Source organism: uncultured Lacinutrix sp. (assembly GCF_947500605.1).
Lineage (GTDB): Bacteria > Bacteroidota > Bacteroidia > Flavobacteriales > Flavobacteriaceae > Lacinutrix.
On record NZ_CANMSJ010000001.1, the window covers coordinates 522,808 to 547,274 of the forward strand.

Annotated in this window: 24 protein-coding genes and 1 tRNA gene; 11 read left to right on the forward strand and 14 right to left on the reverse strand. The window is 30.1% G+C overall.

Translation table 11 applies throughout. The features are described 5' to 3' along the window. The first annotated feature begins 92 nt into the window (after positions 1-92). From Q0935_RS02415 to ribB, 4 genes are all read left to right on the forward strand, one after another. Positions 93-2,540, forward strand: a complete 2,448-nt coding sequence (locus Q0935_RS02415) for a DNA translocase FtsK (protein ID WP_299382050.1) — start codon at positions 93-95, stop codon at positions 2,538-2,540. Between the two features lie 17 nt (positions 2,541-2,557). Further along, the gene (locus tag Q0935_RS02420; protein ID WP_299247260.1) at positions 2,558-3,199 is read left to right on the forward strand and encodes an outer membrane lipoprotein carrier protein LolA; all 642 of its coding nucleotides are present in this window, start codon (positions 2,558-2,560) and stop codon (positions 3,197-3,199) included. A 9-nt stretch (positions 3,200-3,208) separates the two neighbouring features. Then, positions 3,209-5,719: an LptF/LptG family permease gene (locus Q0935_RS02425; protein ID WP_299382053.1), complete on the forward strand. Its 2,511-nt coding sequence runs from the start codon at positions 3,209-3,211 to the stop codon at positions 5,717-5,719. Between the two features lie 103 nt (positions 5,720-5,822). Continuing rightward, positions 5,823-6,974 (forward strand): 3,4-dihydroxy-2-butanone-4-phosphate synthase, encoded by a 1,152-nt coding sequence (ribB, locus tag Q0935_RS02430; RefSeq protein ID WP_299382055.1) that lies wholly within the window; start codon positions 5,823-5,825, stop codon positions 6,972-6,974. A gap of 153 nt (positions 6,975-7,127) precedes the next feature. On the opposite strand, the gene Q0935_RS02435 is transcribed toward ribB, so the two are convergent. From Q0935_RS02435 to Q0935_RS02445, 3 genes are all read right to left on the reverse strand, one after another. Continuing rightward, positions 7,128-8,321, reverse strand: a complete 1,194-nt coding sequence (locus Q0935_RS02435; protein ID WP_299382057.1) for a DegT/DnrJ/EryC1/StrS aminotransferase family protein — start codon at positions 8,319-8,321, stop codon at positions 7,128-7,130. Between the two features lie 99 nt (positions 8,322-8,420). Then, a complete protein-coding gene (locus Q0935_RS02440; RefSeq protein ID WP_299382059.1) occupies positions 8,421-8,885 on the reverse strand; it encodes a thioredoxin family protein in 465 nt (154 codons plus the stop codon). A 74-nt stretch (positions 8,886-8,959) separates the two neighbouring features. Beyond that, complete coding sequence (locus Q0935_RS02445) at positions 8,960-9,589, reverse strand: NAD(P)H-dependent oxidoreductase (protein WP_299382061.1); 630 nt, start codon at positions 9,587-9,589, stop codon at positions 8,960-8,962. Between the two features lie 90 nt (positions 9,590-9,679). On the opposite strand from Q0935_RS02445, the gene Q0935_RS02450 reads away from it, so the two are divergent. From Q0935_RS02450 to Q0935_RS02460, 3 genes are all read left to right on the forward strand, one after another. Further along, positions 9,680-10,069 (forward strand): acyl-CoA thioesterase, encoded by a 390-nt coding sequence (locus tag Q0935_RS02450; protein WP_055436963.1) that lies wholly within the window; start codon positions 9,680-9,682, stop codon positions 10,067-10,069. A 96-nt stretch (positions 10,070-10,165) separates the two neighbouring features. Beyond that, positions 10,166-10,250, forward strand: a tRNA-Ser gene (locus Q0935_RS02455). A gap of 165 nt (positions 10,251-10,415) precedes the next feature. Beyond that, positions 10,416-10,586, forward strand: coding sequence for a hypothetical protein (locus Q0935_RS02460; RefSeq protein ID WP_299382063.1), 171 nt, complete (start codon positions 10,416-10,418; stop codon positions 10,584-10,586). A gap of 113 nt (positions 10,587-10,699) precedes the next feature. Here Q0935_RS02460 and Q0935_RS02465 read toward each other — a convergent pair whose 3' ends face one another. The 4 genes from Q0935_RS02465 to nirK are packed head-to-tail and all read right to left on the reverse strand — an operon-like array spanning position 10,700 to position 14,928. Beyond that, entirely contained in the window at positions 10,700-11,968 is a 1,269-nt protein-coding gene (locus Q0935_RS02465) for an alginate export family protein (protein WP_299382065.1), read from the reverse strand. Positions 11,969-11,978: 10 nt separating this feature from the next. Next, the gene (locus Q0935_RS02470) at positions 11,979-12,695 is read right to left on the reverse strand and encodes an SCO family protein (protein ID WP_299382067.1); all 717 of its coding nucleotides are present in this window, start codon (positions 12,693-12,695) and stop codon (positions 11,979-11,981) included. A gap of 4 nt (positions 12,696-12,699) precedes the next feature. Next, positions 12,700-13,473, reverse strand: a complete 774-nt coding sequence (locus Q0935_RS02475) for a formylglycine-generating enzyme family protein (protein ID WP_299382337.1) — start codon at positions 13,471-13,473, stop codon at positions 12,700-12,702. A gap of 9 nt (positions 13,474-13,482) precedes the next feature. Then, positions 13,483-14,928, reverse strand: coding sequence for a copper-containing nitrite reductase (nirK, locus tag Q0935_RS02480; protein ID WP_299247248.1), 1,446 nt, complete (start codon positions 14,926-14,928; stop codon positions 13,483-13,485). Between the two features lie 159 nt (positions 14,929-15,087). Here nirK and Q0935_RS02485 point away from each other — a divergent pair, with 159 nt between their 5' ends. Continuing rightward, the gene (locus tag Q0935_RS02485; RefSeq protein WP_299247246.1) at positions 15,088-15,921 is read left to right on the forward strand and encodes a universal stress protein; all 834 of its coding nucleotides are present in this window, start codon (positions 15,088-15,090) and stop codon (positions 15,919-15,921) included. Positions 15,922-15,935: 14 nt separating this feature from the next. On the opposite strand, the gene Q0935_RS02490 is transcribed toward Q0935_RS02485, so the two are convergent. The 7 genes from Q0935_RS02490 to Q0935_RS02520 all read right to left on the reverse strand — a co-directional run bounded on the left by Q0935_RS02490 (position 15,936) and on the right by Q0935_RS02520 (position 22,395). Beyond that, positions 15,936-16,574: a hypothetical protein gene (locus tag Q0935_RS02490; RefSeq protein ID WP_299247245.1), complete on the reverse strand. Its 639-nt coding sequence runs from the start codon at positions 16,572-16,574 to the stop codon at positions 15,936-15,938. 7 nt (positions 16,575-16,581) lie between these two features. Next, positions 16,582-17,025 carry a hypothetical protein gene (locus Q0935_RS02495; RefSeq protein ID WP_299382069.1) on the reverse strand — a complete coding sequence of 148 codons (444 nt, stop codon included), beginning with the start codon at positions 17,023-17,025 and terminating at the stop codon, positions 16,582-16,584. Positions 17,026-17,076: 51 nt separating this feature from the next. After that, entirely contained in the window at positions 17,077-17,934 is an 858-nt protein-coding gene (locus Q0935_RS02500; RefSeq protein ID WP_299382071.1) for a universal stress protein, read from the reverse strand. Positions 17,935-17,951: 17 nt separating this feature from the next. Next, positions 17,952-18,800 (reverse strand): universal stress protein, encoded by an 849-nt coding sequence (locus tag Q0935_RS02505; RefSeq protein WP_299382074.1) that lies wholly within the window; start codon positions 18,798-18,800, stop codon positions 17,952-17,954. An 85-nt stretch (positions 18,801-18,885) separates the two neighbouring features. Continuing rightward, positions 18,886-19,725, reverse strand: a complete 840-nt coding sequence (locus Q0935_RS02510) for a universal stress protein (protein WP_299382076.1) — start codon at positions 19,723-19,725, stop codon at positions 18,886-18,888. A gap of 97 nt (positions 19,726-19,822) precedes the next feature. Further along, positions 19,823-20,878, reverse strand: coding sequence for a response regulator (locus tag Q0935_RS02515; protein ID WP_299382078.1), 1,056 nt, complete (start codon positions 20,876-20,878; stop codon positions 19,823-19,825). Between the two features lie 5 nt (positions 20,879-20,883). Continuing rightward, positions 20,884-22,395: a PAS domain S-box protein gene (locus Q0935_RS02520; RefSeq protein WP_299382080.1), complete on the reverse strand. Its 1,512-nt coding sequence runs from the start codon at positions 22,393-22,395 to the stop codon at positions 20,884-20,886. Positions 22,396-22,494: 99 nt separating this feature from the next. On the opposite strand from Q0935_RS02520, the gene Q0935_RS02525 reads away from it, so the two are divergent. The 3 genes from Q0935_RS02525 (at position 22,495) to Q0935_RS02535 (ending at position 24,444) form a co-directional block, all read left to right on the forward strand. Beyond that, on the forward strand, positions 22,495-22,917 hold the full coding sequence (locus Q0935_RS02525; RefSeq protein ID WP_299382082.1) for a hypothetical protein: 423 nt from the start codon (positions 22,495-22,497) through the stop codon (positions 22,915-22,917). Positions 22,918-22,956: 39 nt separating this feature from the next. Next, entirely contained in the window at positions 22,957-23,832 is an 876-nt protein-coding gene (locus tag Q0935_RS02530) for an RsiV family protein (RefSeq protein ID WP_299382084.1), read from the forward strand. Positions 23,833-23,970: 138 nt separating this feature from the next. Beyond that, positions 23,971-24,444 (forward strand): DinB family protein, encoded by a 474-nt coding sequence (locus tag Q0935_RS02535; protein WP_299382086.1) that lies wholly within the window; start codon positions 23,971-23,973, stop codon positions 24,442-24,444. Positions 24,445-24,467: the final 23 nt, after the last annotated feature.

The following is a 24,467-nucleotide window of genomic DNA, read 5'->3' on the forward strand; positions in this document are numbered from 1 at the left end:
AATTACACAGTAGAAAAAGCGTTATTTATACCCAATAAACAACAATATATCTAATTGAATTTGTTTATTTTTACGCAATCTAAAAACCAACAATGGCGAAAGCAAAATCAAAATCCAAACCTAAAACAGTAAAGAAAAAATTAAGCTTTAAAAAACCTAACCTAATACTAACAAGTCAGCAAAAATTAATTTTTGGTAGTCTTTTAGTACTTTTAGGTGTTTTAATATTTATAGCCTTTTTATCTTTTTTGTTTACTGGTAAGGCAGACCAAAGTGTACTTGGCGAGCTTCCTTCTAGAGTAGTCGAAACAAAAAACTGGGCCAGCCAAAGTGGCGCTTGGATTAGTGATTTCTTTATTCAACGTGGTTTTGGTGTTGCTTCATTTATTTTTTCTGGACTTATATTCTTGTCTGGAATTTATATTCTTTTAGACCTTAAAAAAGAGAAACTTTTCCAACATTGGTTTTGGGGAACTCTAGTTGTAATTTGGATTTCGATTCTTTTAGGATTTACAGGACCACAAACAGGTATTTTAAGCGGTACTATTGGTTTTGAATTAAACAACTTTCTACAAGACTATATTGGTAAAATAGGTATTGTTCTATTATTAATTTTTGGTCTTATCACCTATTTAGCTATTAGATTCGGTTTTACTCCAGAACGTATTGGAGCATTATTAAGAAGTGCTAAAAAAGATATTAAATCTGAATTTAACGAAGCATCTAAGGACGTTATAGTACCTATAGATAATACATTAACAGATGAAGCTGAAGCTTTTAAATCTGCTTTTCAAGTTAAAGAAGATATTCAGCCAACAATTTCTAATCATTCTAAAATTGAAACCAAAGAAGAAAATCCAGTTCAAGAATTAAAAGTAGAAACTCCAAAGGTTGAAAAACCAAACATTAGTACTTCTACAATGGAAATTGAAATTCCTGAAGATGAACCAGAAGTAGAAATTGAGGTCGAAAAAATAATTGAAGAGAAATCTGAAACCGATAACCTTTCAGATAAATTAGTAGCTGATTTTGGGCCATACGATCCTACTCTAGAATTAGGCAATTATCAATTTCCTCCTTTAGATTTATTAAAGAAATATGATAACGAAGGTGTTACCATAAATCAAGAAGAATTAGAAGCCAATAAAAATAAAATTGTAGATACTTTAAATAACTATAAAATAGGCATTTCAAGTATTAAAGCTACTATTGGGCCAACAGTTACGCTATATGAAATTGTTCCAGATGCAGGTGTTAGAATTTCTAAAATTAAAAATTTAGAAGATGATATTGCATTATCGCTTGCTGCATTAGGAATTAGAATTATTGCTCCAATTCCTGGAAAAGGAACTATTGGTATAGAAGTACCAAATACAAATGCAACAATTGTTTCTATGCGTTCGGTAATTGCTTCTCAAAAATTTCAGAATACAAAAATGCACTTACCTATTGCAATAGGAAAAACAATTAGTAATGAGACTTTAGTTATTGATTTAGCAAAAATGCCTCACCTTTTAATGGCTGGTGCAACAGGACAAGGTAAATCGGTTGGATTAAATGCCGTATTAACGTCGTTATTATACAAAAAACATCCTGCGGAAGTTAAGTTTGTTTTAGTAGATCCTAAAAAAGTAGAATTAACTTTATTTAATAAAATTGAAAGACATTATTTAGCTAAACTTCCAGATGAAGCTGAAGCCATAATTACCGACAATACTAAAGTTATTCATACACTTAACTCATTGTGTATTGAAATGGATAACCGTTACGAAATGCTTAAAAACGCTTTATGTCGTAACATTGTTGAGTATAATGCAAAATTTAAAGCTCGAAAATTAAATCCTAACGATGGACACGCTTTTTTACCATACATTGTTTTGGTTGTAGATGAGTTTGCCGATTTAATTATGACTGCTGGTAAAGAGGTAGAAACGCCAGTTGCACGTTTAGCACAACTTGCTCGTGCCATTGGTATTCACTTAATTATTGCAACACAGAGACCTTCGGTTAACGTAATTACAGGTATTATTAAAGCCAATTTCCCAGCACGTATAGCATTTAGAGTATCTAGTAAAATAGATTCACGTACTATTTTAGATGCTGGTGGTGCAGACCAACTTATTGGTCGTGGTGATATGTTATACACTCAAGGAAACGATATGATAAGAGTACAATGTGCTTTTGTTGATACTCCTGAAGTAGAAAAAATAGTAGATTTTATTGGTGCTCAAAAGGCTTATCCAGACGCTTACTTGCTTCCAGAATATATTGGAGAAGAAGGTGGCACGAGTCTTGATATAGATATAGACGATAGAGATAAATTGTTTAGAGATGCTGCTGAAATTATTGTAACAGCTCAACAAGGTTCTGCTTCGTTATTGCAACGTAAGTTAAAATTAGGTTACAACCGTGCAGGACGAATTATAGATCAATTAGAAGCCGCTGGAATTGTTGGTGGTTTTGAAGGTAGTAAGGCTAGACAAGTATTAGTGCCAGATTTGGTTGCTCTCGATCAATTATTAGCAAACGAAGGTCAATAAAAAATTAAAATTTTAAGATGAAAAAAGGATTACTAGTATTAGCTTTAATTATTACAAGTGTAACATTTGCACAGAATGATGCTAAAGCAAAAACGTTATTAAATGAAGTCTCTACAAAAGTAAAAGGCTACAATAACATTGGTATAGATTTTAAATATGTTTTAGAAAATACTTCCGAAAACATAAAACAAGAAACACGTGGTGATGTTACTATGCAAGGTGATAAGTACAAATTAAATATTCTTGGTATTACTAGAATATTCGATGGTAAAAAATTATATACAATTAGCTCTGAAGATGAAGAGGTAACTGTTTCTTCAGATAATGGTGAAGATGAAGGTACTATTACACCTAGTAAGATGTTATCGTTTTACGAAGATGGTTTTACTTATAAAATGGATATCATTCAAAAAGTAAAAGGAAGAAACATTCAATATGTAAAATTGTCTCCTATGGATTCTAATGCAAGCATAAAGTATATTCTTTTAGGCATAGATGCAGAAACAAAACACATCTATAATCTTATAGAGATTGGTAAAAATGGAACTAAAACAACACTTACTGTTAATTCTTTTAAAACAAATGAGCCTATCTCGAAAACCTTGTTTACTTTTGACGAAAGTAAGTACAACGATTACTTTATAAATAAACTAGACTAAGGACAATTAGTGAAAATACTAGATAGATACATATTAACTTCTTATCTAAAAACTTTTATCAGCGTGTTTGTTATACTCATGCTGATTTTTGTATTACAGGCTATTTGGCTTTATATCAAAGAACTAGCAGGTAAAGATTTAGACGTAATAACGGTTTTAAAATTTTTATTTTACATTACTCCTACCCTAATTCCACTAATTTTACCGCTTACAATACTACTAGCCTCGATAATGGTTTTTGGTAATTTTGCCGAAAATTATGAATTTGCTGCAATGAAATCTACTGGTATTTCATTACAACGTGCAATGGCTAGTTTAAGTGTCTTTATATTCTTTTTAAGTATTCTTACTTTCTTTTTTAGTAATAATATAATACCAAGAGCTGAATACGAAAGTTATAATTTACGAAAAAACATAGCTAAAGTAAAGCCCGCAATGGCTATAGCCGAAGGACAGTTTAATCAAATTGTAGATAACTTTAATATTAAAGTAGCTAAGAAAACTGGTGATCGTGGGCAATTTTTAGAAAACGTTGTTATCCATAAAGGACAAGCAAAAAAGCCTGGAAATCATGTTACAATCGTTGCCAAAACAGGTGAACTTGTTAGTGCTGAAGATTCTGAAACTTTAAAACTTATTCTTTTTGATGGTTATTATTATGATGATACACCACCAAACAAGCATAAAGAAAAAGTAAAAAAGCCTTTTGTTAAAAGTGAGTTTCTTAGATATACTATCAATTTAGATTTATCTCAGCTTGGAGGTGTTGATTTAGAAGAAAAGAACACAGATAATAAATATTCAATGCTAGCCATTGGAGATTTAAAATACACTACAGATTCTCTTATTACAGAACGCAAAAATGAGTTCGAGAAATTTGGAACAACCTTATATAATAGAACCAATATTGCTACAGTAAACTTATCTGTCGAAACAAAAAAAGACACTACCTACAATAATAACGTAATAGACCTTTTTAATTTAAAACAAAAAATACAATTACTAGATTATGCTATAAACGCTACTACTAGTACAAAACAAATAGTTACTGCTAAAGAAGCCAATATAAAAGGAAGAACTATTTGGCTTAACAAACATATTATTGCCTTACACGAGAAATTTGCATTAGCAATTGCTTGTATTATTTTATTTTTTGTTGGTGCTCCTTTAGGTGCATTAATTAGAAAAGGTGGTTTGGGATTACCAATGGTTATGGCTATTGTTATATTTTTAAGCTATCACTTTATTGGGATTTTTGCAAAAAATAGTGCCAGAGATGGCTCGTTTAATCCTGTGCTAGCCTCTTGGTTTTCTACACTTATAATGTTGCCATTAAGTATCTATTTAACTTCTAGAGCCACAAAAGACAGAGGTCTACTAGAAACAGATGGTATTTTAGAACCTCTTAAAAAATTCTTTAAAATTAAAACTAAAAAGACAGAGTTTAGTACTAAAGTATTTAATGTAAATTCTGATGATTATAAAGTTATTCAAAGCCTAAATGATAGCAAACTTATTGCTATTGTAAAAGACTACAGAAGTTTCGATTATACTGTAGAACATAAAAACACAGCAATTTCTGTTCTTACTTCAAGAGGTATTACTAGACAGGAACTAAAAATGGCTGGGCATTTAAATAACGATTTCCTTGAAGAAGCGTCTACTTTAAAAAATGATTATGAAGAAGATTCTAAACTAGCCTTTATTCTTTATTCTATAGGCTTAGTATTAATTCTTGGTGGTAGAATATTAATTAATAACAAATTGTCAATTATTGGTAATGCCTTATTCGTAATAGGAATTATTGCTTTTCTAATTTTTATATTCGCACTTTCAAAATCGTTCTCTAAGCACACTAACCTATACAAACACTTAGGTAAAAACAATAGTATTAATGGCGTTCTATTTTCTTTATTAGGTTTTCCTCTGTATTTCATTTTCTATTTTATTCAGAAAAAACAGATTAAAAAAGACTTAAATACAATCGAGTTTGGCAACAATAATAACGCTACTAAAGAAGTTGATGTTTCTAGAGCCGATAGCACAATAATTAAAGCTCCAATAAATCAAGAACAAAAAGCGCTAGTTAAAATTTCAATTGCAACTTTAGCTTTAACTTTAGTTTTAGTTGTATTTCATTTTGTTTTTGCTAATAATAAATTACCAATATATGCTTCGGCTTCAATACAACTAAGTATTGTTTCTCTTATAGTGAGTATTTTCTATTTTATTAAGAATTTACAAATTAGAAAAAACACAATTAAGGGTATTCATAATAACAAATCTATAGAGCAGCCTATAACGGCATCCAATACAGCTAAAAAAGAATTAAAAGCAACTACAAGTAAAAATCTAATTAAACTCTCTTTAGGAGTTTTAATTTTATCTATACTTTTAGTTATTCTTCATTTTGTATTTGCAAACAATAAATTGCCTTTATATGCTTCTGCTTCATTGCAATTAAGCGTTATATCATTTATAGTGTCTGGTTTTTACTTTATAAAAAGTAAATTGTCATAACTATTAAGCTTTGGTATCTCTATTAGTTAATAGAAAAATCAAATCTTGTTTAAAATAAAAAACATAATTAAGCAATATCTTTGCTTTAATAAAAAGTCTTGTAATGATTACTAAAACAGAAGAAAAAGTGACATTTAAATTAAATACAATTCAAGAAGCTATTAACGATATTAAAGCTGGTAAAGTTATTATCGTTGTAGATGATGAAGACAGAGAAAATGAAGGTGATTTTTTGGCTGCTGCTGAATTAGTAACTCCTGAAATGATAAATTTCATGGCTACTCATGGACGTGGTTTAATTTGTGCTCCATTAACCGAAGACCGTTGTAAAGACTTAGGTTTACATATGATGGTAACTAACAATACAGATCCTATGGAGACTGCATTTACGGTATCGGTAGATTTAAAAGGTCAAGGTGTAACTACAGGAATTTCTGCTGCAGATCGTGCATTAACAGTTAAATCTTTGGTTAATAAAGATACCAAACCATTTGATTTAGCAAGACCTGGACATATTTTTCCTTTAGTAGCTAAAGAAGGTGGTGTTTTACGTAGAACTGGACATACAGAAGCTGCTATAGACTTTGCGCGTTTAGCTGGTTTAGAACCTGCTGGAGTTATTGTAGAAATCATGAATGAAGATGGAACAATGGCTAGATTGCCACAACTTGTTGAAGTTGCTAAAAAGTTTGATTTAAAACTGGTTTCTATCGAAGATTTAGTGGCTTACAGAATGGATCATGACTCTTTAATAGAAAAGAAAGAGGATTTTAATATAGAAACTCGCTTTGGAAGCTTTAGATTACGTGCGTACCAACAAACAACTAACGATCAAGTACATATTGCTCTAACAAAAGGTGAATGGTCTACAAATGAAAAAGTATTAACTAGGGTAAATTCTACTTTAGTAAACAACGATATTTTAGGAACACTTACCAATAATGCTGATGAAAAATTAGACGACATGTTTCGTGTAATAAGCAATGAAGGGAAAGGTGCTATACTATTTATAAATCAGCAGTCGCAATCATTAAACTTATTAAAACGTTTAAGTCTTTTAAAAGAGAACCAAACGGAAGGTACAATATCAAAAGCTCCTGCAATTGCTATGGATAATAAAGATTTTGGTATAGGTGCTCAAATATTACACGATTTAAACATACACAAACTAAAATTAATCTCTAACACGCAACAAACTAAACGTGTTGGAATGATAGGTTACGGACTAGAGATTGTTGAGTATGTAGGTTACTAAACACATCTTTTTAACGATATAATTTTATAAGTAGACCCAATAAAATCTTTGAGATTTTATTGGGTCTACTGTTTTAAAGCATATACTATAAAACAAAAAGTCCCTTTTAAACATGTGTTTAAAAGGGACTTTTTAATAATTACTATATCTCTATTAAAGCGCTTTTAATATCGCTTCTTTCATTTTTTCTGCACGAAGCTTAACTTCTTCTTCACTCCAAGATAGTTTTATAAGACATGAAATATTACGCCCAATGTAATGATCACTTTGTGTAAATTCTTTTTCACTTAATACACTTAAAGCATCTTTAATATCTTTAGATAAAGGGAATAAAGATTTAGCATCTTTCAAATGGTTCCATTTTCTAACATAATGCCAATTATTATCAAAATAATTCCAACATGCATCTACTCCACTGTCTTTAAATCCAGCAATAGTTCTTCTTGCAGTTTCTAAATCTGGTAAAAAGAAATTTAAAAAAGCGTAACTTTCTTCTCCTCCTTCAGGCACAGTTCTAAAAGTAACTTCTGGAATATCAGACAACGTATCTCTTAATGTCTTATAGTTTTTCTTCTGAACAGCTAAAAACTCCGGTAAGCGCTTTATTTGAGCTAAACCAACAGCTGCATGTAATTCTGAAATTCTAAAGTTATAACCTAAAAACGGATGTGTTTCTGCTCCTCTATCATTACCTTCATGATCATGACCGTGATCACTAAAATGATCTGCATTTGTGTAATATTCTTTATTGTTAGTTATTACTGCACCACCTTCTCCACAGGTAACTGTTTTTACAAAATCAAAAGAAAAACAACCTAAGTCTCCTATGCTTCCTAATGGTTTATTATTATAACGTCCTCCAATTGCTTGGCAAGCATCTTCAACTAAAAGTAAGTTGTGTTTTTTACAAACCTGCGATAAAGCTGCCATTTTTGCCATACTTCCGCACATTTGTACAACCATAACAGCCTTTGTTTTTGGTGTAATAGCTGCTTCAACTGCTTTAGGGTCTAGACCTAATGTATCATCAATATCTACTAAAATAGGAATTGCTCCTAATAATAAAATAGCTTCAAAACTAGCAACAAAAGTAAATGTAGGCATAATAACTTCATCTCCTGCTCCAACGCCAGCACTTGCTAATGCAACAGAAACCGCAGAAGTTCCATTAGATACTAATTGAACATAATCGCATTCTAAAGTACTTTCTAGTTCTTTTTCTAACGCTTTTGCCTTCCAATGTCCATTTCTCATGCCATCAAAACCATAACGCATTAAAACACCATTATCTAACACATCTTGTAACTCTTCTCTTTCTAAATCTCCAAACCGTTCAAATCCTGGCATAAATCTATATTTTTAGTTGTTCAAAAATACTTCAATTTCTAAAATAAAAAAAGCCTCTTAAAACAAAGTTTAAAAGGCTTTAATAAGAATTTAAAATATTTAATATTTACCTATATGTTCATCAATAAATGTAAAATGTCTATCTGTCTCTCTTAAAAAAGTATAGCCAGATAACTCACCTATTACACTTAAATCCTTTTTTAAGACTACTAAATTAGGGTAACCTCCTTTTTTATTATATTTTTTTACTAAAATTTTGTTTTTCTTTTTCTGTTCAGGAGTAATAATATCTATTCTTCTAGGCATATCTACCATTAGTAAAACAAAATTTTCTGCTTTGGTTTCAAATGCTTCAGTATTAAAAAAATCTTCCTTTAACATCTTACAAGGACTACACCAATCGCTTCCTGTAAAATATATTAATATAGGTTTTTTTGATGAAGCTGATTCTTTTTTTGCCAAATCAAAATCTGTTAACCAATTAAGATTTGAATAATCTTCTTCCTCTTGAGAAAAACCAAGTAAAGAAGCACTCATAAAAAATAAAAAAAACAATTTCTTCATAATGAAATAGAACTTAAAATATTACAATAATAATAAAATATATAACATAACAACAATCTTGCCATGATATTGTGTTACATAATTATAACACTATCACTTAAACTTTTACGAACCTTTTTTAGCTCTGCCATAAAATCATTTTCTGCACGATAACCTATAGGGAGTACTAATATAGATTGTAATCCTTTAGCTTTTAAAGCTAAAAGCTCATCGTACTTTTCTGGATCAAAACCTTCCATCGGGCAAGCATCAACTTCTTCTAAAGCACAAACTGTTAATAAATTTCCTAATGCCAAATAGGCTTGCTTTACAGACCATTCTTTAATTTCCTTTTCCGATTTCTTTTCAAAATCATCAATTAAAAAATTCTTAAACGGGTTTAAAACAGTATTAGGTGTATTTCTAATAGATTTAACTAAACTAAAATAGTTTTCAATAAAAGCTTTATCTATTACTGTTTCAATACAAATCACTAATACTTGAGAAGCTTGAGCTATTTGTTCTTGATTCATTGAACATGAAACCAAGTCCTGTTGCAACTTTTTATTTTCAATAACCAACAATTTTAAAGGTTGTAAACCGTATGATGTTGCTGTTAAATTAAAAGCATTCAAAATAATATCTAATTTTTCTTTAGAAATCATTTTTTCCTTATCAAAAGATTTGGTGGCATAGCGCCATTTTAGAGCTTCTATTGTGTTCATATAAATGTATAATAACTTTATGCAAAAATAGAATTACATTCGCAATAAAGACTATAATGTCTAATAAATTAAAATGATATAACTATAGATATGAAATCTACCGAAGAATTAATCAACGAGTCCGAAACAAGAATCTTTAAAGCCATTTTTCCAAACACAACAAATCACTACAACACATTATTTGGAGGAACCGCTCTATTAATGATGGATGAAGCTTCCTTTATTTGTGCTACTAGATTTAGTAGAAAAAAAGTAGTTACAATATCTACAGATAAAATAGATTTCGAAAAACCAATACCAGAAGGTACAATTATAGAGCTTGTTGCAAGAATTCATAAAGTTGGAAACACTAGTTGTACGGTAAAAGTTGACATTTTTATGGAAAACATGTATAATTATGAAAGAGAATTATCAGTCACAGGATACTTTAAGTTCGTGGCAGTCAGCGCACAAATGAAACCAATCTCAATTTTAGGATAATTTTTTCAAAAAAAACACATTTTTTATTTGATTAGAACTAAAAAGGATACTATATTTGCACCCGCATACAGGCAAATAGTTTGTTGCTTATTAAAAGGAGAGTTGGCAGAGTGGTCGAATGCGGCAGTCTTGAAAACTGTTGAGGGTCATACCTCCAGGGGTTCGAATCCCTTACTCTCCGCTTAAAAGCCCGATATCATTTGATATTGGGCTTTTTTTTATTATAGCTGATAATTTAGCTGACAGTACTTCTACCCTACTTTAATTTTCGCTAGAACTTCATAAAATAGACAAAGAGCCTAAAACGAATTTGTAATAATTGATGCCTCTACCCAAACAACCACCAATGCAGGCAAATAAAATCGGTTTACGCTTATTTATAATTCTTTTCATCACAAGCATTACAGCAGTATTGGCTCAAGATAAGTCTGCCATAAAAGGTAAAATACTTGGTTATGGTAATGAAGCCTTAGAAAACGTCTCTCTAGCTGTTTTACAGCAAAGCGATTCTACTTAAATTAATTCAGCAATTACAGATGTTAATGGAGAATTTAAAATTTACGACCTTCTTAAGGATTCTTTATTACTACAATTAAACTATGTTAGCTATAAACTTCAATAGCATTTAAATTATTCCGCTTTAAGCGTTGTTTTAAATAAACTCGGTTTAACAGTTACCATAACCCAAGCCCAATTGTTAGTATTATCTCTATTACCTGCTTTTAAAACCTCTAATGTTTCTGTTGCAAATAATTGCGAATAGCCTGCTTGAAAGCTAACATCTTTTGTCCAACTGTAACCTAAAACCAAATCTAGTTCGGTGCCTAAAGTATTACTCATTTCCTTTTCTGTACTATCAACTACAGTTGCTGCAGAAGAAAATAAATGAGGCATTAATTTTACCGAAAATTTATCTTTTTTATAAGCTAATGTTGCATTAATATCTATTAAGCCAACTGAGTTAGCATGATTTCCAACATAAAAATAGTCCATTAAACCATTAAATTTATGATTGGTTCCAAACCAAGGATTAAAAGATTTAAGTGTATTACTTTTAGCATCCATATCGGTACCAGAAAGATACTCTGCACCTAAACCTGCTTTAAATTTATTATTAATACTATAATTAGTATTTGCTGCAATATTAAAAGCACTTAGATTTACACCTGCAATTTTTCCTGTTTGAAAATAGATTGAAGCATCGGTATCAATTTTATTTTTATTAAAGGTAACTCTAGAACCAATGGTTTGGTTATAATCTACTCTTTGCTCCTCGCTATCGCTATCATTATAAAATGCCAAACCGTTATTCAAAATTAAAAAACTAAAATCTACAGATTTAAAATTGGTATGATACCATAAGTATTGAAATGCCTTATAGTTATTTATAGCATAATCCGTATTAAACAGTGTTTCAGAATTTTCGTTCATTGCTAAACCAAAATCCAAACGATGTTTTGCATTGGGTTTATAAGTTGCCACTAAAGCATCATGACTTCTGGCTTGTTGCGCCCAACCTACATTACCAAAGATTCTTTGATCGTCGTAAGCAATCTCTTGCCTTCCTAATTTTAAAGACAACTTTGTATCTAATTTTAACTCTGCCCAAGCTTCATGTATAGCTGTTCCATTATTATCTGAAAGTCCCAAAGTAGCAACGTCTCCCCAAACTCTAACATTTTGAAACACAACATAAGCATTTAACTTTTCGCTACCATATTTTAAATTTAAACGTGTACGTTGAGATACATATGTTGCTGCATCAACGTCGTTTGGTCTTAAAGTTTTATAACCATTTCTGTATTCTAGTCGTGGTCTTAATTCAGTAGAAATTTCGAATTCTTGCGCATAAGTAGTCATTACAACTCCTAAGCATAGGATTGTTAATATGGTTTTCATCTTTATTATTTTATTGGGTTAACTCTAAAATAGCGTCTATAGTTTCTTTGTTATTGACACCTAAACCTTCTTGTTGGTGTTTTAATTCTCCTTCTGCATTGAATACACTTATAATATTTGAGTGAGAGAAATCTATGGGTGAAATCTCTTTATATTTTACAGATAATACGTTAGCAAATTCTCTTATACCACTTTCTGTACCTTGCAAAAAAGTCCATTGCTCACCATCCATAGCATTTTCTATAGCAAATGTTTTTAAACGCTCTGGAGTATCTGTTTCGGGATCGATACTTATTAATACAAATTGTAAATTTTTAATGTTATTGTCTGGAACTTTAGCTTCAATACTTCTCATATCTGCTACTAATCTTGGACAAGCCGCTTTGCAAGACGTATAAATCATGACCATTACCAAGGTTTTTCCTTTTAATGCTTTAAGCTGAATATCTTCACCTTCTTCTGTATACCATGTACTCGTTAAATTGAAAATTGATTCTTCAGAAATTTCAGCATTTATCAATTTTTCTGAAGCTTTTTCTATCTGTTTTAAATTCATTTTACAAATAGAACAACTTCCTGGTTCTCTATAAGTTTTATCGCCTTCGCATTGCATAGGACATTGATAAACTGCTAGATCATTTTCTAAACTATTTGAGGTCTCTGTTTTGCACGAAACCAATGTTATGAGCAATAATAACACACTTGTAATTACTTTTAATTGTTTCATTTTTCTATTTTTTAATATCTTGAACACATCTAAATCCTAAGTTTTTCATAGAATATTTGGCTTTTAAACTTCCTCTAATAGCGTAACGCATAAAGGCAGCATAGTTCATTAAATCTGTAGCATTTATAGCCGCGCTTCCGCAGAATAAATTACTATCTTTATCTACATCTTTTCTAGATTCTCCGGTTATTAACACCGAATTAAAATCTAGGGTCCACTCCCAAACCAAACCATGTAAGTCGAAAACTCCCCAAGCATTTTTAGGTGTTTGACCTATACTATTTTCATTAGATCGTGGTGCTTCATACCAAGCCAAAATTTGTTGGTTATAAGATTTTTTAACTCGTGCATCTTTAGTCGTTTCATCTGCCATTGCTACATATTCCCATTCGTCTATTGTTGGTAAACGTTTGTCTTGGCATTCGCAATAAGCTTTAGCAGCAAACCATGAAATGTATGTAATTGGGCTTTCTGTATTAGTAGAATCTTTAAGTTCTAAATTATTTTTCCAATTAGATAAATAGCTTTTATCAGCAAATAATTTTATAACATTAGATTTTTGCCATATCGGAAACGCTTTTACAAATTTTAGGTATTCTTTAGTTGTTACAGGATAAACATCCATTTTAAAATCTTTAACCTCAACTACTGTAGAGTCGCGACCATATAATGGCAAATACCTACTACCCTCTATTAAAACCATGTCTTTAGCCTGTGCAAACAAGTAAGATTGAAACATTAAACAAAGTAAAAACAAGCTAAAGATTTTGGTTTTTATGTACATGTTTTATTTGTTTTTTACGTCTTCAACCATTTTTCTAGTCACTACTTTTTTAGAGTTTCCCCAACTATTATAAACATAAGTCAATACGTTTGCAATATCATCTGGAGAGAGAGACTGTCTCGTCATAACACTATTGTATTTTGCGCCGTTAACAGTAATTTCTCCTGTTAAACCATTAATTACAACACCAATTGCACGGTCCACATCTGCATTTAAATAATCTGACTTTGCTAATGGAGGAAACGCGTTTGGAATACCTTGTCCTTCTGCTTGATGACAAGCAAAACAGGTTTGCATGTATGTTTCTTTACCAAATTTCATTTGTTCTTCAAAAGATTTTGCAGGAATCTCGGACGCTACAATTTCGTTTGTAGTTGGCATATTTTGTATTCCAGGTCCTTCTGGTAAATAAATACCTTCACGTATCTCTCCAGAATATAATTTTTTATCTTTCTCTCCTTCAACTTTTAACATCCCTAAAGCACCTTTATTAAAGGCTCTAAAAATAGAATGATCTACCAAAATAAAAGTTCCAGGTACATCTACTTTAAACTCAACAATAGCTGCGCCTCCTGCTGGTATTAGTGTTGTTTGTACATTTTCATTAATTAAGTCTCCTCCTTCTACATGTACTTTATCAAATATTTCACCAATAACATGAAAAGAAGACACTAAGTTTGGTCCACCATTACCTACATAAAGTCTTACCGTTTCTCCTACTTTAGCGGTAAGCGCGTTATCACCAGTTAAAGCACCAACACTACCATTAAAAACAACGTAATCTGCATTTTCGTCGACCGCTTTTTGCATATCGAAAGGTTGTAGTCCTCGTTCACCATTTTTACCTTTAGTGTAAAAATCGCCTTGCATGATATAATATTCTTTATCTACTTGTGGTAATCCGCCTTCTGGTTCAACTAAAATTAAACCATACATACCATTTGCAATATGCATTCCTACCGGTGCTGTTGCACAATGATAAACAAATAACCCAGGATTTAAAGTTTTAAAAGAAAACGTTTTTTCGTGTCCTGGAGCTACAAAAGAAGACTCCGCTCCTCCGCCAGGTCCTGTAACCGCATGTAAATCGATATTGTGCGGTAATTTATTATCTGGGTGGTTTGATAATGTAAACTCTACCTCATCACCAACGCGAGTTCTAATAAAACTTCCTGGAACAGAGCCGCCAAAGGTCCAATAATTATAAGTTGTACCATCTGTCATGGTTCCTACTTTTTCTAAAATTTCCATATTAACAATTAGCTTTTTAGCTTTTCGTCTTCCTACAGCTGTGGGTACATGCGGTGGTGCTGTTAATTCTGCCAGCATTTCTCTATTTACAGAAATTTCTGAGGTTTCTAAGTGTTCTTCCGTATTGCTCTTTTTACATGATGTAAAAAAAAGCATTCCTAGCAATACACTACTTAGCAATACATTTACTTGTTTCATTTTGGTTATAGTTTTAGTGTTATAAATCTGTATTAATATAAATAGGACAAAAACATCCTTTATATAATCAAATGTAGTAGAGATTCGTTAGATAAAAGGTGACAATTATCATGTTATGAAATAATAATTCTTAATATATTTATGTTAAATAATTTAGGAATGAAAAAGATACTATTACCCACAGATTTTTCAAAAAACTCAAAGAATGCTATCGATTATGCTATGGCATTATGTGAAAAATGGAAATGCACTTTTTATATATTAAACGTGCAAAAACAATCGGGATTTATACTGGACGATTTAATGGCAGCACCGGTAAACTCTTCCATACACAATGCCGTTGCAGATGATAACGAAGAAGATTTAAATAAGTTTATCTCTAAGTTGAAAAAACAAAACATAAATAAAAATTACACTTTTGAATCTCTTTTTGATTTTGATAGTCTTACAGCTTCCATAAACCAAGTTGTAAAAGCCAAAAACATAGATTTAATAATTATGGGTACAAATGGCGCTACTGGTGCAAAAGAAGTAGTCTTTGGTAGTAATACACTAAATACAATTAGAAAAACAGATTGTCCTATTTTAATAATTCCAGAAAATTATAAATTTACTAGCATCGATAGCATACTATTTACAACAGAAAATTGTGAAGATTTTAATGCACATGGCATTAAGCCTTTATTAGATATTATTACTACTTATAAATCTAAACTAAATGTAATAGATATAGACTTTGCTAACTATCCAAATAGTACTAAAAACCATAACAGTGATTTAAAAGCTCTTTTTGGTGCTCAACCTTATACTTATCATTTAATTAAAAAAGTGCCTTACCCAATGGCTATAAATACGGTTACACAGTTGTTTGATTATAATTTACATTCGTTATTTATAGAATCTAAATCTTTTTTAGAACGTTTTATCTATGGTTCTGTTACTAACGAAATTAGTTATAATTCTACTCTACCACTACTCATTTTACGTAAGTAGCGGTAAAGTACAATTTACTCAACCACAAGTAGATTATTCTCTTTCAAGGTTTTAATTAGTGTTTTAGTATAATCTTTAATGTTTCTTTTACTATTGGAAGACTTGGTTACCTCTATGGTGCCTTGCCATAATAATTCGCGTTCTTTTCCAGGACATATACAATACAAAGAAGTTTCTGTAGAATAAACAATATAATGTGCTGGTTCTTTATCAAAAAATAAATTTTGATTTCCATAATAATACTTATCAAAGGTATTATGTTTTCCTTTTTCAACCGCATCGTAAACAGCAATTAAAGGTACTTTGGTTTGCTGTCCAACAACCTTAGTTAACACGATAGCATCAAAACCTGCTTCTAATAATTGAGATTCCAAAGCATTTAACTCTTCAATTGTCTGTTTTCTGTTAGTAAAAGACGTTTCAAAGAAATCTACACTTTTAACAGCATTTACATTTTCTTTATCTAAAGCTTCAGCTACATTTTTTTCAAAACTGCTTCTTAATTCTTTATTTGCTGTCATACCAATTACTAATACTTTACTAGCTTCAAAAGTATAAGTCTCTGGATTTTTATAAGCCTTAATTAATTTACTCGATGAGCAACCAGAACAGAATATTACAATTAAAAATACGGTTGTAATTAATTTATTCATCTTTATATTAATTTAGTAAGCGTTTACTTTTATTCATTTTCATTATCTCTTTTATTAGACCATAAATTTGCTTTTTTAATGTTTTAAATTTTGCATTAAAAGCTATAGTTTCGAACATAACTTTATAATGTCCATCCTTATAATCTTCTAATTCATTTGGCACAATAACATTATCTAATAATGTTTGAAGATTATTTTTATGTTCTTCTACTTTAAAAAGTAATACTTTTAATTCTTTCTGTAATTCAACAAGCGCTGTTGCAATAGCTTTGCTTTCTTCAAAAGTTTTTTCTGAAATTAAATCTATAGTATACTCCTTTATTAATTCGTTTAAGAAATCTAATTCATCTCTTTTAAAGAGAAGATGTGATATAGAAGTAAGCGTATCTTGATGCAGTTCTTCTGGATTGTGAAACTTGATAAACTTTAATTGTGTGTGTCCTTTATTCATAACTTTTATATGTTAAATGGTATCGATGTATAAATTTTGTATAATAAAATATTAAAGGCTTTCAATTCTTTCTTCTGAAGGAATAACTAAAAAAGGCACATTAGTATGATACACCATTTTATTGATAACAGGTGTAAATAATAGGTTTTCGAAAAAGCTATGCTTGTTATGAATCATCACTAAAAAATTAATCTTATTTTCTATCTCGAAGGCCTTTATAACTTCAATTAAATCTTGATCCTCTCCTATATGAAACTCGTGAGCATTATCTATAAAAAAGGCATCTAAAAATACTTTCATACGTTTTTGTTCTTCCTCTAAAGGAAGATGGTAATATGCGTTTAAAAAATGCAATTTTGAACTGTGTTCTTTACATACATCTCTAATAAGATCTAAGTAGCGATTAGATTTTTCAAGTTTATAATCTGTTGGAAATAATATGTTTTTGGGTGTTTCAAACTTAAAATTAGATGGCACAGCAATTACTGGACATTTTAGTTTTTTAATGGCGTACATTGTTTGCGATCCTAAAAACACTTCTTTAGCTCCAGTTGCTCCTTTGGTACCCATTACTACTATATCTATAGCGTTTTTACTTATAAAATCTATAAGTTCTGGAATAAGCAGATTAAAAGCGGATATAGAGGTAAATGTATGCTTACTGTTATGCCATTCTTTGTCAATTGTTTCTTCTAATGCTTTTAAATTTGAATTGGCAGCTTCTTTTTCTATTTCATAAATTTTTAATGCGCTATAACTATCTAACACATTTCCAGAGCTTATAGTTGCAGGTGTATATGTATGAAGAATATAAAATGTACATTCAACATCTTTATAAAATTGTACAGCATACGAGATGGCATTGTATGCATTTTCCGAAAAATCTGTTGGTAATAAAATACGTTTCATCTATCTAGTTTTTAAAGTTATTCTCTGCGTAAATTTTGAAGTACGAGAAATGGAATTTTAATCTCTAAACCTATTTTGTCTATGGTAGAATTGTAAAGTATATCTTCAAGATACGTGTGCTTTTCATTAACCATAACAAGTAAATCTATATCTTGTTCTTTAATTGTTTTATTAATAGTATCTGTAACATTGTCCTCGGGTACTTGTGCAAACAAAAACTTATTATCACTAAAACAACTATTTAAAAAACTTTGGTTATCCTGTTGTCTGTGCGATAAATGTTTCGCTTTAGAGACATATAACATATTAATTGTAGAGACATAATTCTTAGCGATACTACTTACTAGTTTTAACTCTCTTCGCTTAAAAGGAATCATATAATCTGTTGGAAATAATACCTTTTTAGGATGCATATCATGGTATGTAGCCGGAACTGCCAAAACTGGACATTGTACATATTTAATAACTTTTATAGTATTACTACCAAAGGTTACTTTAGGGTTATTTGTTTTTCCCTTTGTACCCATAACTATTACATCTATATTTTCGCTGTCTACAAAGTCATTAATAACATCTACAATACTCCCAAATCTTGATTGCCTGTTGTAAACATGTCTTGGGTTTGGAGAAAGTTCAAGCATTTCTGCAACTACTTTTTGCAATCTTATATCTACATTTTGTTGAACTTTGTCTTTGTATTCTTCTAAATACTCTCTAGACATTTCGATTGTATTCTCGTATACCTCATCTGCAAAGGCATGAACTATCATTATCTCGCTTTTATCATATTTAAATAATTCTAAAGCATATTTAATAGCATTTGTTGCTGTTTCGGAAAAATCGGTGGAGATAAGTATCTTTTTCATATTAGTTCTATTAATAATGATTAATACTCCAAAGCTATAACAGATACTTAATAATTGAAATGATATATATCAGTTAATGAAGACTTTATTCATGTAAAACTAAAAATGGAACATTGGTATGGTAACTCATTTTAACAACAGATGGTTTAAATAAAAGCATTTCGAAGAAATTAAGGTTCTTAGCTATTATTGCAACCATATCTATATGCATAGAATCTATAAACTCTTGCAATCCTTCTTGAAAATTTAAATGATTTACTTTATGGAAGCTACTGCTAGTAACTGTTTTAAAATAGTCTTTTAAATAACTTCTGTTTTTTAATTGAGACTGTGTTAATGCCACTTTTGGGTTTACAATTCTAATCACTTTAACGCTAGAGTTATGCAAGTTAGAAATTGCTGTTAGTGTGTTTAAAACTTTACTTTTATAAATAGAATTATAGTCTGTTGGAAATACAATATTGAAAGGAATAGAAAACTTTGCGTTTTTAGGTATAACTAAAACAGGACATTGAATTTTTGTAATTACAGTTTGAGCATGAGTTCCAATAATTTTATTTTTACTAGCAGAAAAACCTTGAGTTCCCATTACAATTAAATCAATTTCGTACTTATCTACCAATTGCTTTAAACCTTCTGTAAAACTATTTTTTAAATGCTCTATAACAATATTAGAAGCTTTTAGAGAAGAAGTATCCAGCATTTTATCTCTATTATTTTGTAAAGCTTCAATAACTTGATGCTCTGAAGACATCTCACCTGTTATGTAACTATTTATAGCTTCGAATGCTGGTGGTAGTGTACTTGGATGCTCTATATGTGCTAAAATAAAATTAACCTCATCATTACCAAAAAAAGCTTGTGCAAATTGCGTAGCATTCCAGGCATTTTCTGAAAAGTCTGTTGGAATTAAAATATTCTTCATTACTAATGTTAATTACTACATATTTTAAGAAATATGCTGTAAACAAAAGTATTAAGCGCTTTTATATCAAATAATGATAAATATCAGTAAACCAAGATTATTCTACATTTTCTAGTGCTTCTAAATCAAGAATTTTAATGTTACGTCCTTCAATTTCAATAAAATTATCTTTTTTAAACCCTGATAATGTGCGTATTAAACTTTCAGTTGCTATTCCTGCAACACTAGCTAAATCGTATCGAGATATCTTAATAGCTTCTTCTGGTTTTTTATTTAGAACTTTAGCAAATTGAAGAATGGTTTGTGCTGTTTTCTTGCGAACAGAACTATATGCCATTTGCAACAACTGATCTTTAATTTCTGAAATATTCGCTGTTAAAACATTCATAAGTTCTATAGAAACATTTTGACTTTTGCCTAGAACCTCTTTTAAGCGCAGTTTAGATATACTTGTTAATTCTACAGCTTCAACAGCAGTAGCAGATTCTTGATAAGGCATAGTATCTACAAACGAAGTAAAACCAAGAAAATCATCATCCTTATGCAATGCAGTGATTAATTCTTTTCCATTTTCGTCTATTTTATGACTTTTCACAACACCTTTTTTAATTAAATAAACATAGTTAGAATGTGAACCTTCTTCATAAATAGTATCTCCTTTAGAGAATTTATGTGGTAAACCATTGTCATCAAAAAAATTCTTAAGCTCGTTAAGATCCCTTAAACGGTCTTCATTATCAACATCTTTTGTTTGGGAAACTTCTGTAGTTATTTTAGATAAAATTTGAGCTTTTGCTAGCCTACTCTCAATGGCACTTAACAACTCTTCCTCCTCGAAAGGCTTAGTAAGATAATCGTCTGCACCTAAATCCATTCCTCTTCGTATTTCCTTATGTTCGGTTTTAGCCGAAAGAAATATAAACGGAATATGTTTTGTTTTCGGGTTAGTTGATATTGCTTCCAATACACCATAACCGTCTATTTCAGGCATCATTATATCGCAAACTATAAGATCTGGAATATTACACTCTGCTTTCTCAATTCCTATTTTACCATTAGCGGCTGTTAAAACTTTATAGTTAGAAAGCTCTAAAAGCTCTGCGGTGTTTTCGCGCAATGCCAAGTCGTCTTCAATTAACAATAATGTTTGCATAGTATTTATTTTATTATGTTTACAGGAATTGTAACAGTAAAAGTAGTTCCCTTATTCTCTTTACTTACAAATGTAATGTTACCTCCTAAATTTTCTAAATGACTTTTTACAATATTTAAGCCAATACCTGTTCCTTGCGTTAATAGCGCATTTTCTGCTCTAAAATACCTATTAAATAAAAACTTTTGTTCTTCTTCAGGAATACCAATACCAGCATCTATAATACTAATTTTTAAACCTTCTTTCTCAACCCAAACCTTTACTTCTATTTTAGTGTTTTCAGGAGAATATTTTATGGCATTATTCACCAAATTGGTAAGCATTAACTCTAGAATTTTTTCATCGAAATCTAGTACAATATCATCAATTGCGTCTGGATATGTAATAGTTTGCCCTTCTTTTAAGAGCATATTAGCATCGTAAATTACTTCGTTTACTACTTTGCTTAATGAAAATGTTGAGAATTTGTAATTTACTTTTCCACTTTCTAATCGTTCTATAGATAGAAAATCATTAATAATATTATTAAGGTATTTTACTTTATTCTGTATTGTATTTATGTGCTTATCCCTTTTCTCTTGTTGTTCGCTTTTTGTGTATTTACCTATTAATGTAGAAGAGGTTAAAATACCACTTAATGGTGTTTTAAACTCATGAGAAACTAAAGACAAAAATTTAGTTTTAAGTTCGTTAAGTTCTTTTTCTACATGTAAAGCTTCTTGTAATTGTTGCGTGCGCTCTTCTACCGTTTTCTCTAATCTTTCTGTGTAGTTTAGACGTTCTGTTATATCAAGTATAATAGCAATTAATGTGTCTTTGTCGTTTGATCTAGAGCGTTGTAAATGTATTTCTACTGGATATTGGGTACCGTCTTTTCTTTGATGAATGGTATTAAACTTTATTTTAATCTCTGTGCCGTCTAAAAGCGGTTGAATTGTTTCTTTAAACTGAGCTTTATTTAAGTAAGGTTTAATATCTAATGGTGTTAGCTCTCTTAACTCAGCAAGGCTATAACCTATGTTTTTTATTGCTCCTGCATTAACATTTAAAAACTTAAATGTTTTTGTGTCAAATATGAAAATTTCGTTTAAAGATTCATTAAAAATATTAGCCCAATGTTTTAGCTCTTCTTCAGCCTTTTTTCGCACTGTAATATCTATTATCAATGCCATAACAAAATGATTGCCATGAACAGTAAAAGGATTTAAACCGGCTTCTACAGGAAAAGTAGAGCCATCTTTTCTTAATCCATACAAATTTCTACCATGACCCATTTGGCGTTTACCACTATGCTCTAAAAAGGTATCCACTTGCTTAGAGTGATTATGATGGTATTTTTGTGGTATTAAAATTTCTAAAGGCTTGCCTATAAGCTCATTTTCTTCATATCCAAACAAGGCATTTGAAGACTTATTAGTAGCTACAATAATCTGCTTATGATCAACAACAATAATACCTTCTGAAATAGCTTCAGAAAGCGTTTTAAAAACGTTATTCGTTTTTTTGAAAATTTCCATAAGTAAAGATATGTTTTTTTTATCTCTGTTAAATACTGATAAATATCATTTTTATAATAACAAGCTGGTATTACATTTACAGTAAGCAAATTAGTTATAATGACACATGTAAAAAAACCAGATATTTTTTTTTATCAAAGCTTAGGTGAATTGTTTTATGCTGTTGCAGCTTCAGATAATATAGTTAAAGTTGAAGAATATAGTGTACTGTTAAAAATGGTTTTAGAGGAATGGAAAATCTATGAAAACACAAACGAATTCTACAATGAAGCACCTGGATATCAAATAGAATTTGTTTTTAAATGGTTTGATTATGAGCATATGGATGCTCAAGATTGTTTTAAAAATTTCTGTGATTATGCAAGAGCAAACTCCAAACTGTTTACAAAAGATATTATTAAACTTATTCTTAAAACAACAGAGTCTATAGCAAGTGCTTTCGCCTCTAAAAACAAAAGCGAACTTATTATGCTTGGTAAATTACAGATACTTTTAAAAGAACTAAGTTCTAATAACGAATGAGATAACACAGTTATTTAATAATTAAAAAAATATTATAGAATGAAACACCTAATAGTAATTTTAATTTTTACTCTAGTTTTTAGTTGTAAAACGGATAAAAAAGAAGATACAATAGAAATAGTAGAAGATACCATAGAACTTAATCACGAAAAAACAGACTCTATAACTGCAATCACACCAGATATTATACAAGACAAATCTATTGCTATAGAATTAAAACAAAATAAACTTATTGAGAAAAAAGATGAAAGACAATCTCTTGAAGCCTTAATTATTGAAAAAAAATATTTAAAAGAAAAAGAGGGCTATTCTATAGACTTTACCTACCCATTACTTAACGAGAAACAAAATCTTAAATATGTAAATTTTAACGATTATATAAATGATTATTATGTTGATATATCGGGAACCGAAACAGCTATTTTAGAAAGTAAGGCTTTGTGCGATAGTATTGCTCTATTAAAATTTAAAGAAAATAGATTAATTAATTATAAAGTTTATAATGTTAATCACGATTTAATAAGTGTCGTTTTTTACAAAGAAAACTTTTACTCTGGTACACTACATCCTAGTTATTCTTTCGATTGTTTAAATTTTGATTTAAACAGAGGTGTATTCATGACCTATGAAGATTTCTTTTTAGAAGGTACTGAAGCTGAATTCACAACTTTAATAAACGAAGAAATAAATAGTAAAATAAGTAAAGGAGAACTCTTTTACGATTGTTGGGAACTCTCTCAAGACGATTTTTTAGAACATAAAAACAATTTTGTTTTAAACGAAACTTATATAGAGTATTATTTTGATGATTGTATTATGTGTCCATCTTATACTGGAAGTTATTCTGTAGAAATTCCTTTAGTAAAACTACTATCCGTTATTAAGAAATATGATCAAAATCCTTTAGTGTTTTAAATAACTATTAGTGTTAATACTTCAGTAATTAAAGAAATTAACAAGTACATAGATTACGCATTAATGCGTATATTAACTTACTAAAAATCTAGACCGCTATTCTACATAAACTTTAATATAATTTCGAATTAATCACTCATGAAAACAAAAACAACACTTTTATTAGAGTTATGGATTGAAGCTAGAACTAGATTCACTAATCAATTAAAAGCTCTCACTACTGAAGATTTAAGTAAAAAGCTATCACCTTCTCCTAATAGTATTGGTTTTTTAATTAGACATATTGGTGATGTAGAATTACTTTTTGCTAAAAATGTTTTTGGAGCTAGTAATATTCGTGTTATTGCGAAAACTGTTATTACACAAAAAGACACCGGAAAATGGACCAAACTAGACGATCTTAAAACTTATGTTGAGCATTCGTTTAACGAATTAAAGAAAATAGTAGAGTTACAAACCGAAGCCGATTGGGAAGCTATAGTTGAAACTAAAGAGTTTGGAATAAAAACAAAAGCTGAAGCTTTTGGGCGCATTATTTCTCATACCGCATATCATGCAGGACAAATGGCTATTATTAATAAATATGGTAAAACAATAAACCCTAATGCATAACGCATAAAACAACAATATCACCA

Bases quoted from the DNA above. Each gene is read 5' to 3' on its own strand.
- Q0935_RS02415 (WP_299382050.1), top strand. From the start codon at position 93: ATGGCGAAAGCAAAATCAAAATCCAAACCTAAAACAGTAAAGAAAAAA.
- Q0935_RS02420 (WP_299247260.1), top strand. From the start codon at position 2,558: ATGAAAAAAGGATTACTAGTATTAGCTTTAATTATTACAAGTGTAACA.
- ribB (WP_299382055.1), top strand. From the start codon at position 5,823: ATGATTACTAAAACAGAAGAAAAAGTGACATTTAAATTAAATACAATT.
- Q0935_RS02435 (WP_299382057.1), bottom strand. From the start codon at position 8,321: ATGCCAGGATTTGAACGGTTTGGAGATTTAGAAAGAGAAGAGTTACAA.
- Q0935_RS02440 (WP_299382059.1), bottom strand. From the start codon at position 8,885: ATGAAGAAATTGTTTTTTTTATTTTTTATGAGTGCTTCTTTACTTGGT.
- Q0935_RS02445 (WP_299382061.1), bottom strand. From the start codon at position 9,589: ATGAACACAATAGAAGCTCTAAAATGGCGCTATGCCACCAAATCTTTT.
- Q0935_RS02450 (WP_055436963.1), top strand. From the start codon at position 9,680: ATGAAATCTACCGAAGAATTAATCAACGAGTCCGAAACAAGAATCTTT.
- Q0935_RS02460 (WP_299382063.1), top strand. From the start codon at position 10,416: ATGCAGGCAAATAAAATCGGTTTACGCTTATTTATAATTCTTTTCATC.
- Q0935_RS02465 (WP_299382065.1), bottom strand. From the start codon at position 11,968: ATGAAAACCATATTAACAATCCTATGCTTAGGAGTTGTAATGACTACT.
- Q0935_RS02470 (WP_299382067.1), bottom strand. From the start codon at position 12,695: ATGAAACAATTAAAAGTAATTACAAGTGTGTTATTATTGCTCATAACA.
- nirK (WP_299247248.1), bottom strand. From the start codon at position 14,928: ATGAAACAAGTAAATGTATTGCTAAGTAGTGTATTGCTAGGAATGCTT.
- Q0935_RS02485 (WP_299247246.1), top strand. From the start codon at position 15,088: ATGAAAAAGATACTATTACCCACAGATTTTTCAAAAAACTCAAAGAAT.
- Q0935_RS02490 (WP_299247245.1), bottom strand. From the start codon at position 16,574: ATGAATAAATTAATTACAACCGTATTTTTAATTGTAATATTCTGTTCT.
- Q0935_RS02495 (WP_299382069.1), bottom strand. From the start codon at position 17,025: ATGAATAAAGGACACACACAATTAAAGTTTATCAAGTTTCACAATCCA.
- Q0935_RS02500 (WP_299382071.1), bottom strand. From the start codon at position 17,934: ATGAAACGTATTTTATTACCAACAGATTTTTCGGAAAATGCATACAAT.
- Q0935_RS02505 (WP_299382074.1), bottom strand. From the start codon at position 18,800: ATGAAAAAGATACTTATCTCCACCGATTTTTCCGAAACAGCAACAAAT.
- Q0935_RS02510 (WP_299382076.1), bottom strand. From the start codon at position 19,725: ATGAAGAATATTTTAATTCCAACAGACTTTTCAGAAAATGCCTGGAAT.
- Q0935_RS02515 (WP_299382078.1), bottom strand. From the start codon at position 20,878: ATGCAAACATTATTGTTAATTGAAGACGACTTGGCATTGCGCGAAAAC.
- Q0935_RS02520 (WP_299382080.1), bottom strand. From the start codon at position 22,395: ATGGAAATTTTCAAAAAAACGAATAACGTTTTTAAAACGCTTTCTGAA.
- Q0935_RS02525 (WP_299382082.1), top strand. From the start codon at position 22,495: ATGACACATGTAAAAAAACCAGATATTTTTTTTTATCAAAGCTTAGGT.
- Q0935_RS02530 (WP_299382084.1), top strand. From the start codon at position 22,957: ATGAAACACCTAATAGTAATTTTAATTTTTACTCTAGTTTTTAGTTGT.
- Q0935_RS02535 (WP_299382086.1), top strand. From the start codon at position 23,971: ATGAAAACAAAAACAACACTTTTATTAGAGTTATGGATTGAAGCTAGA.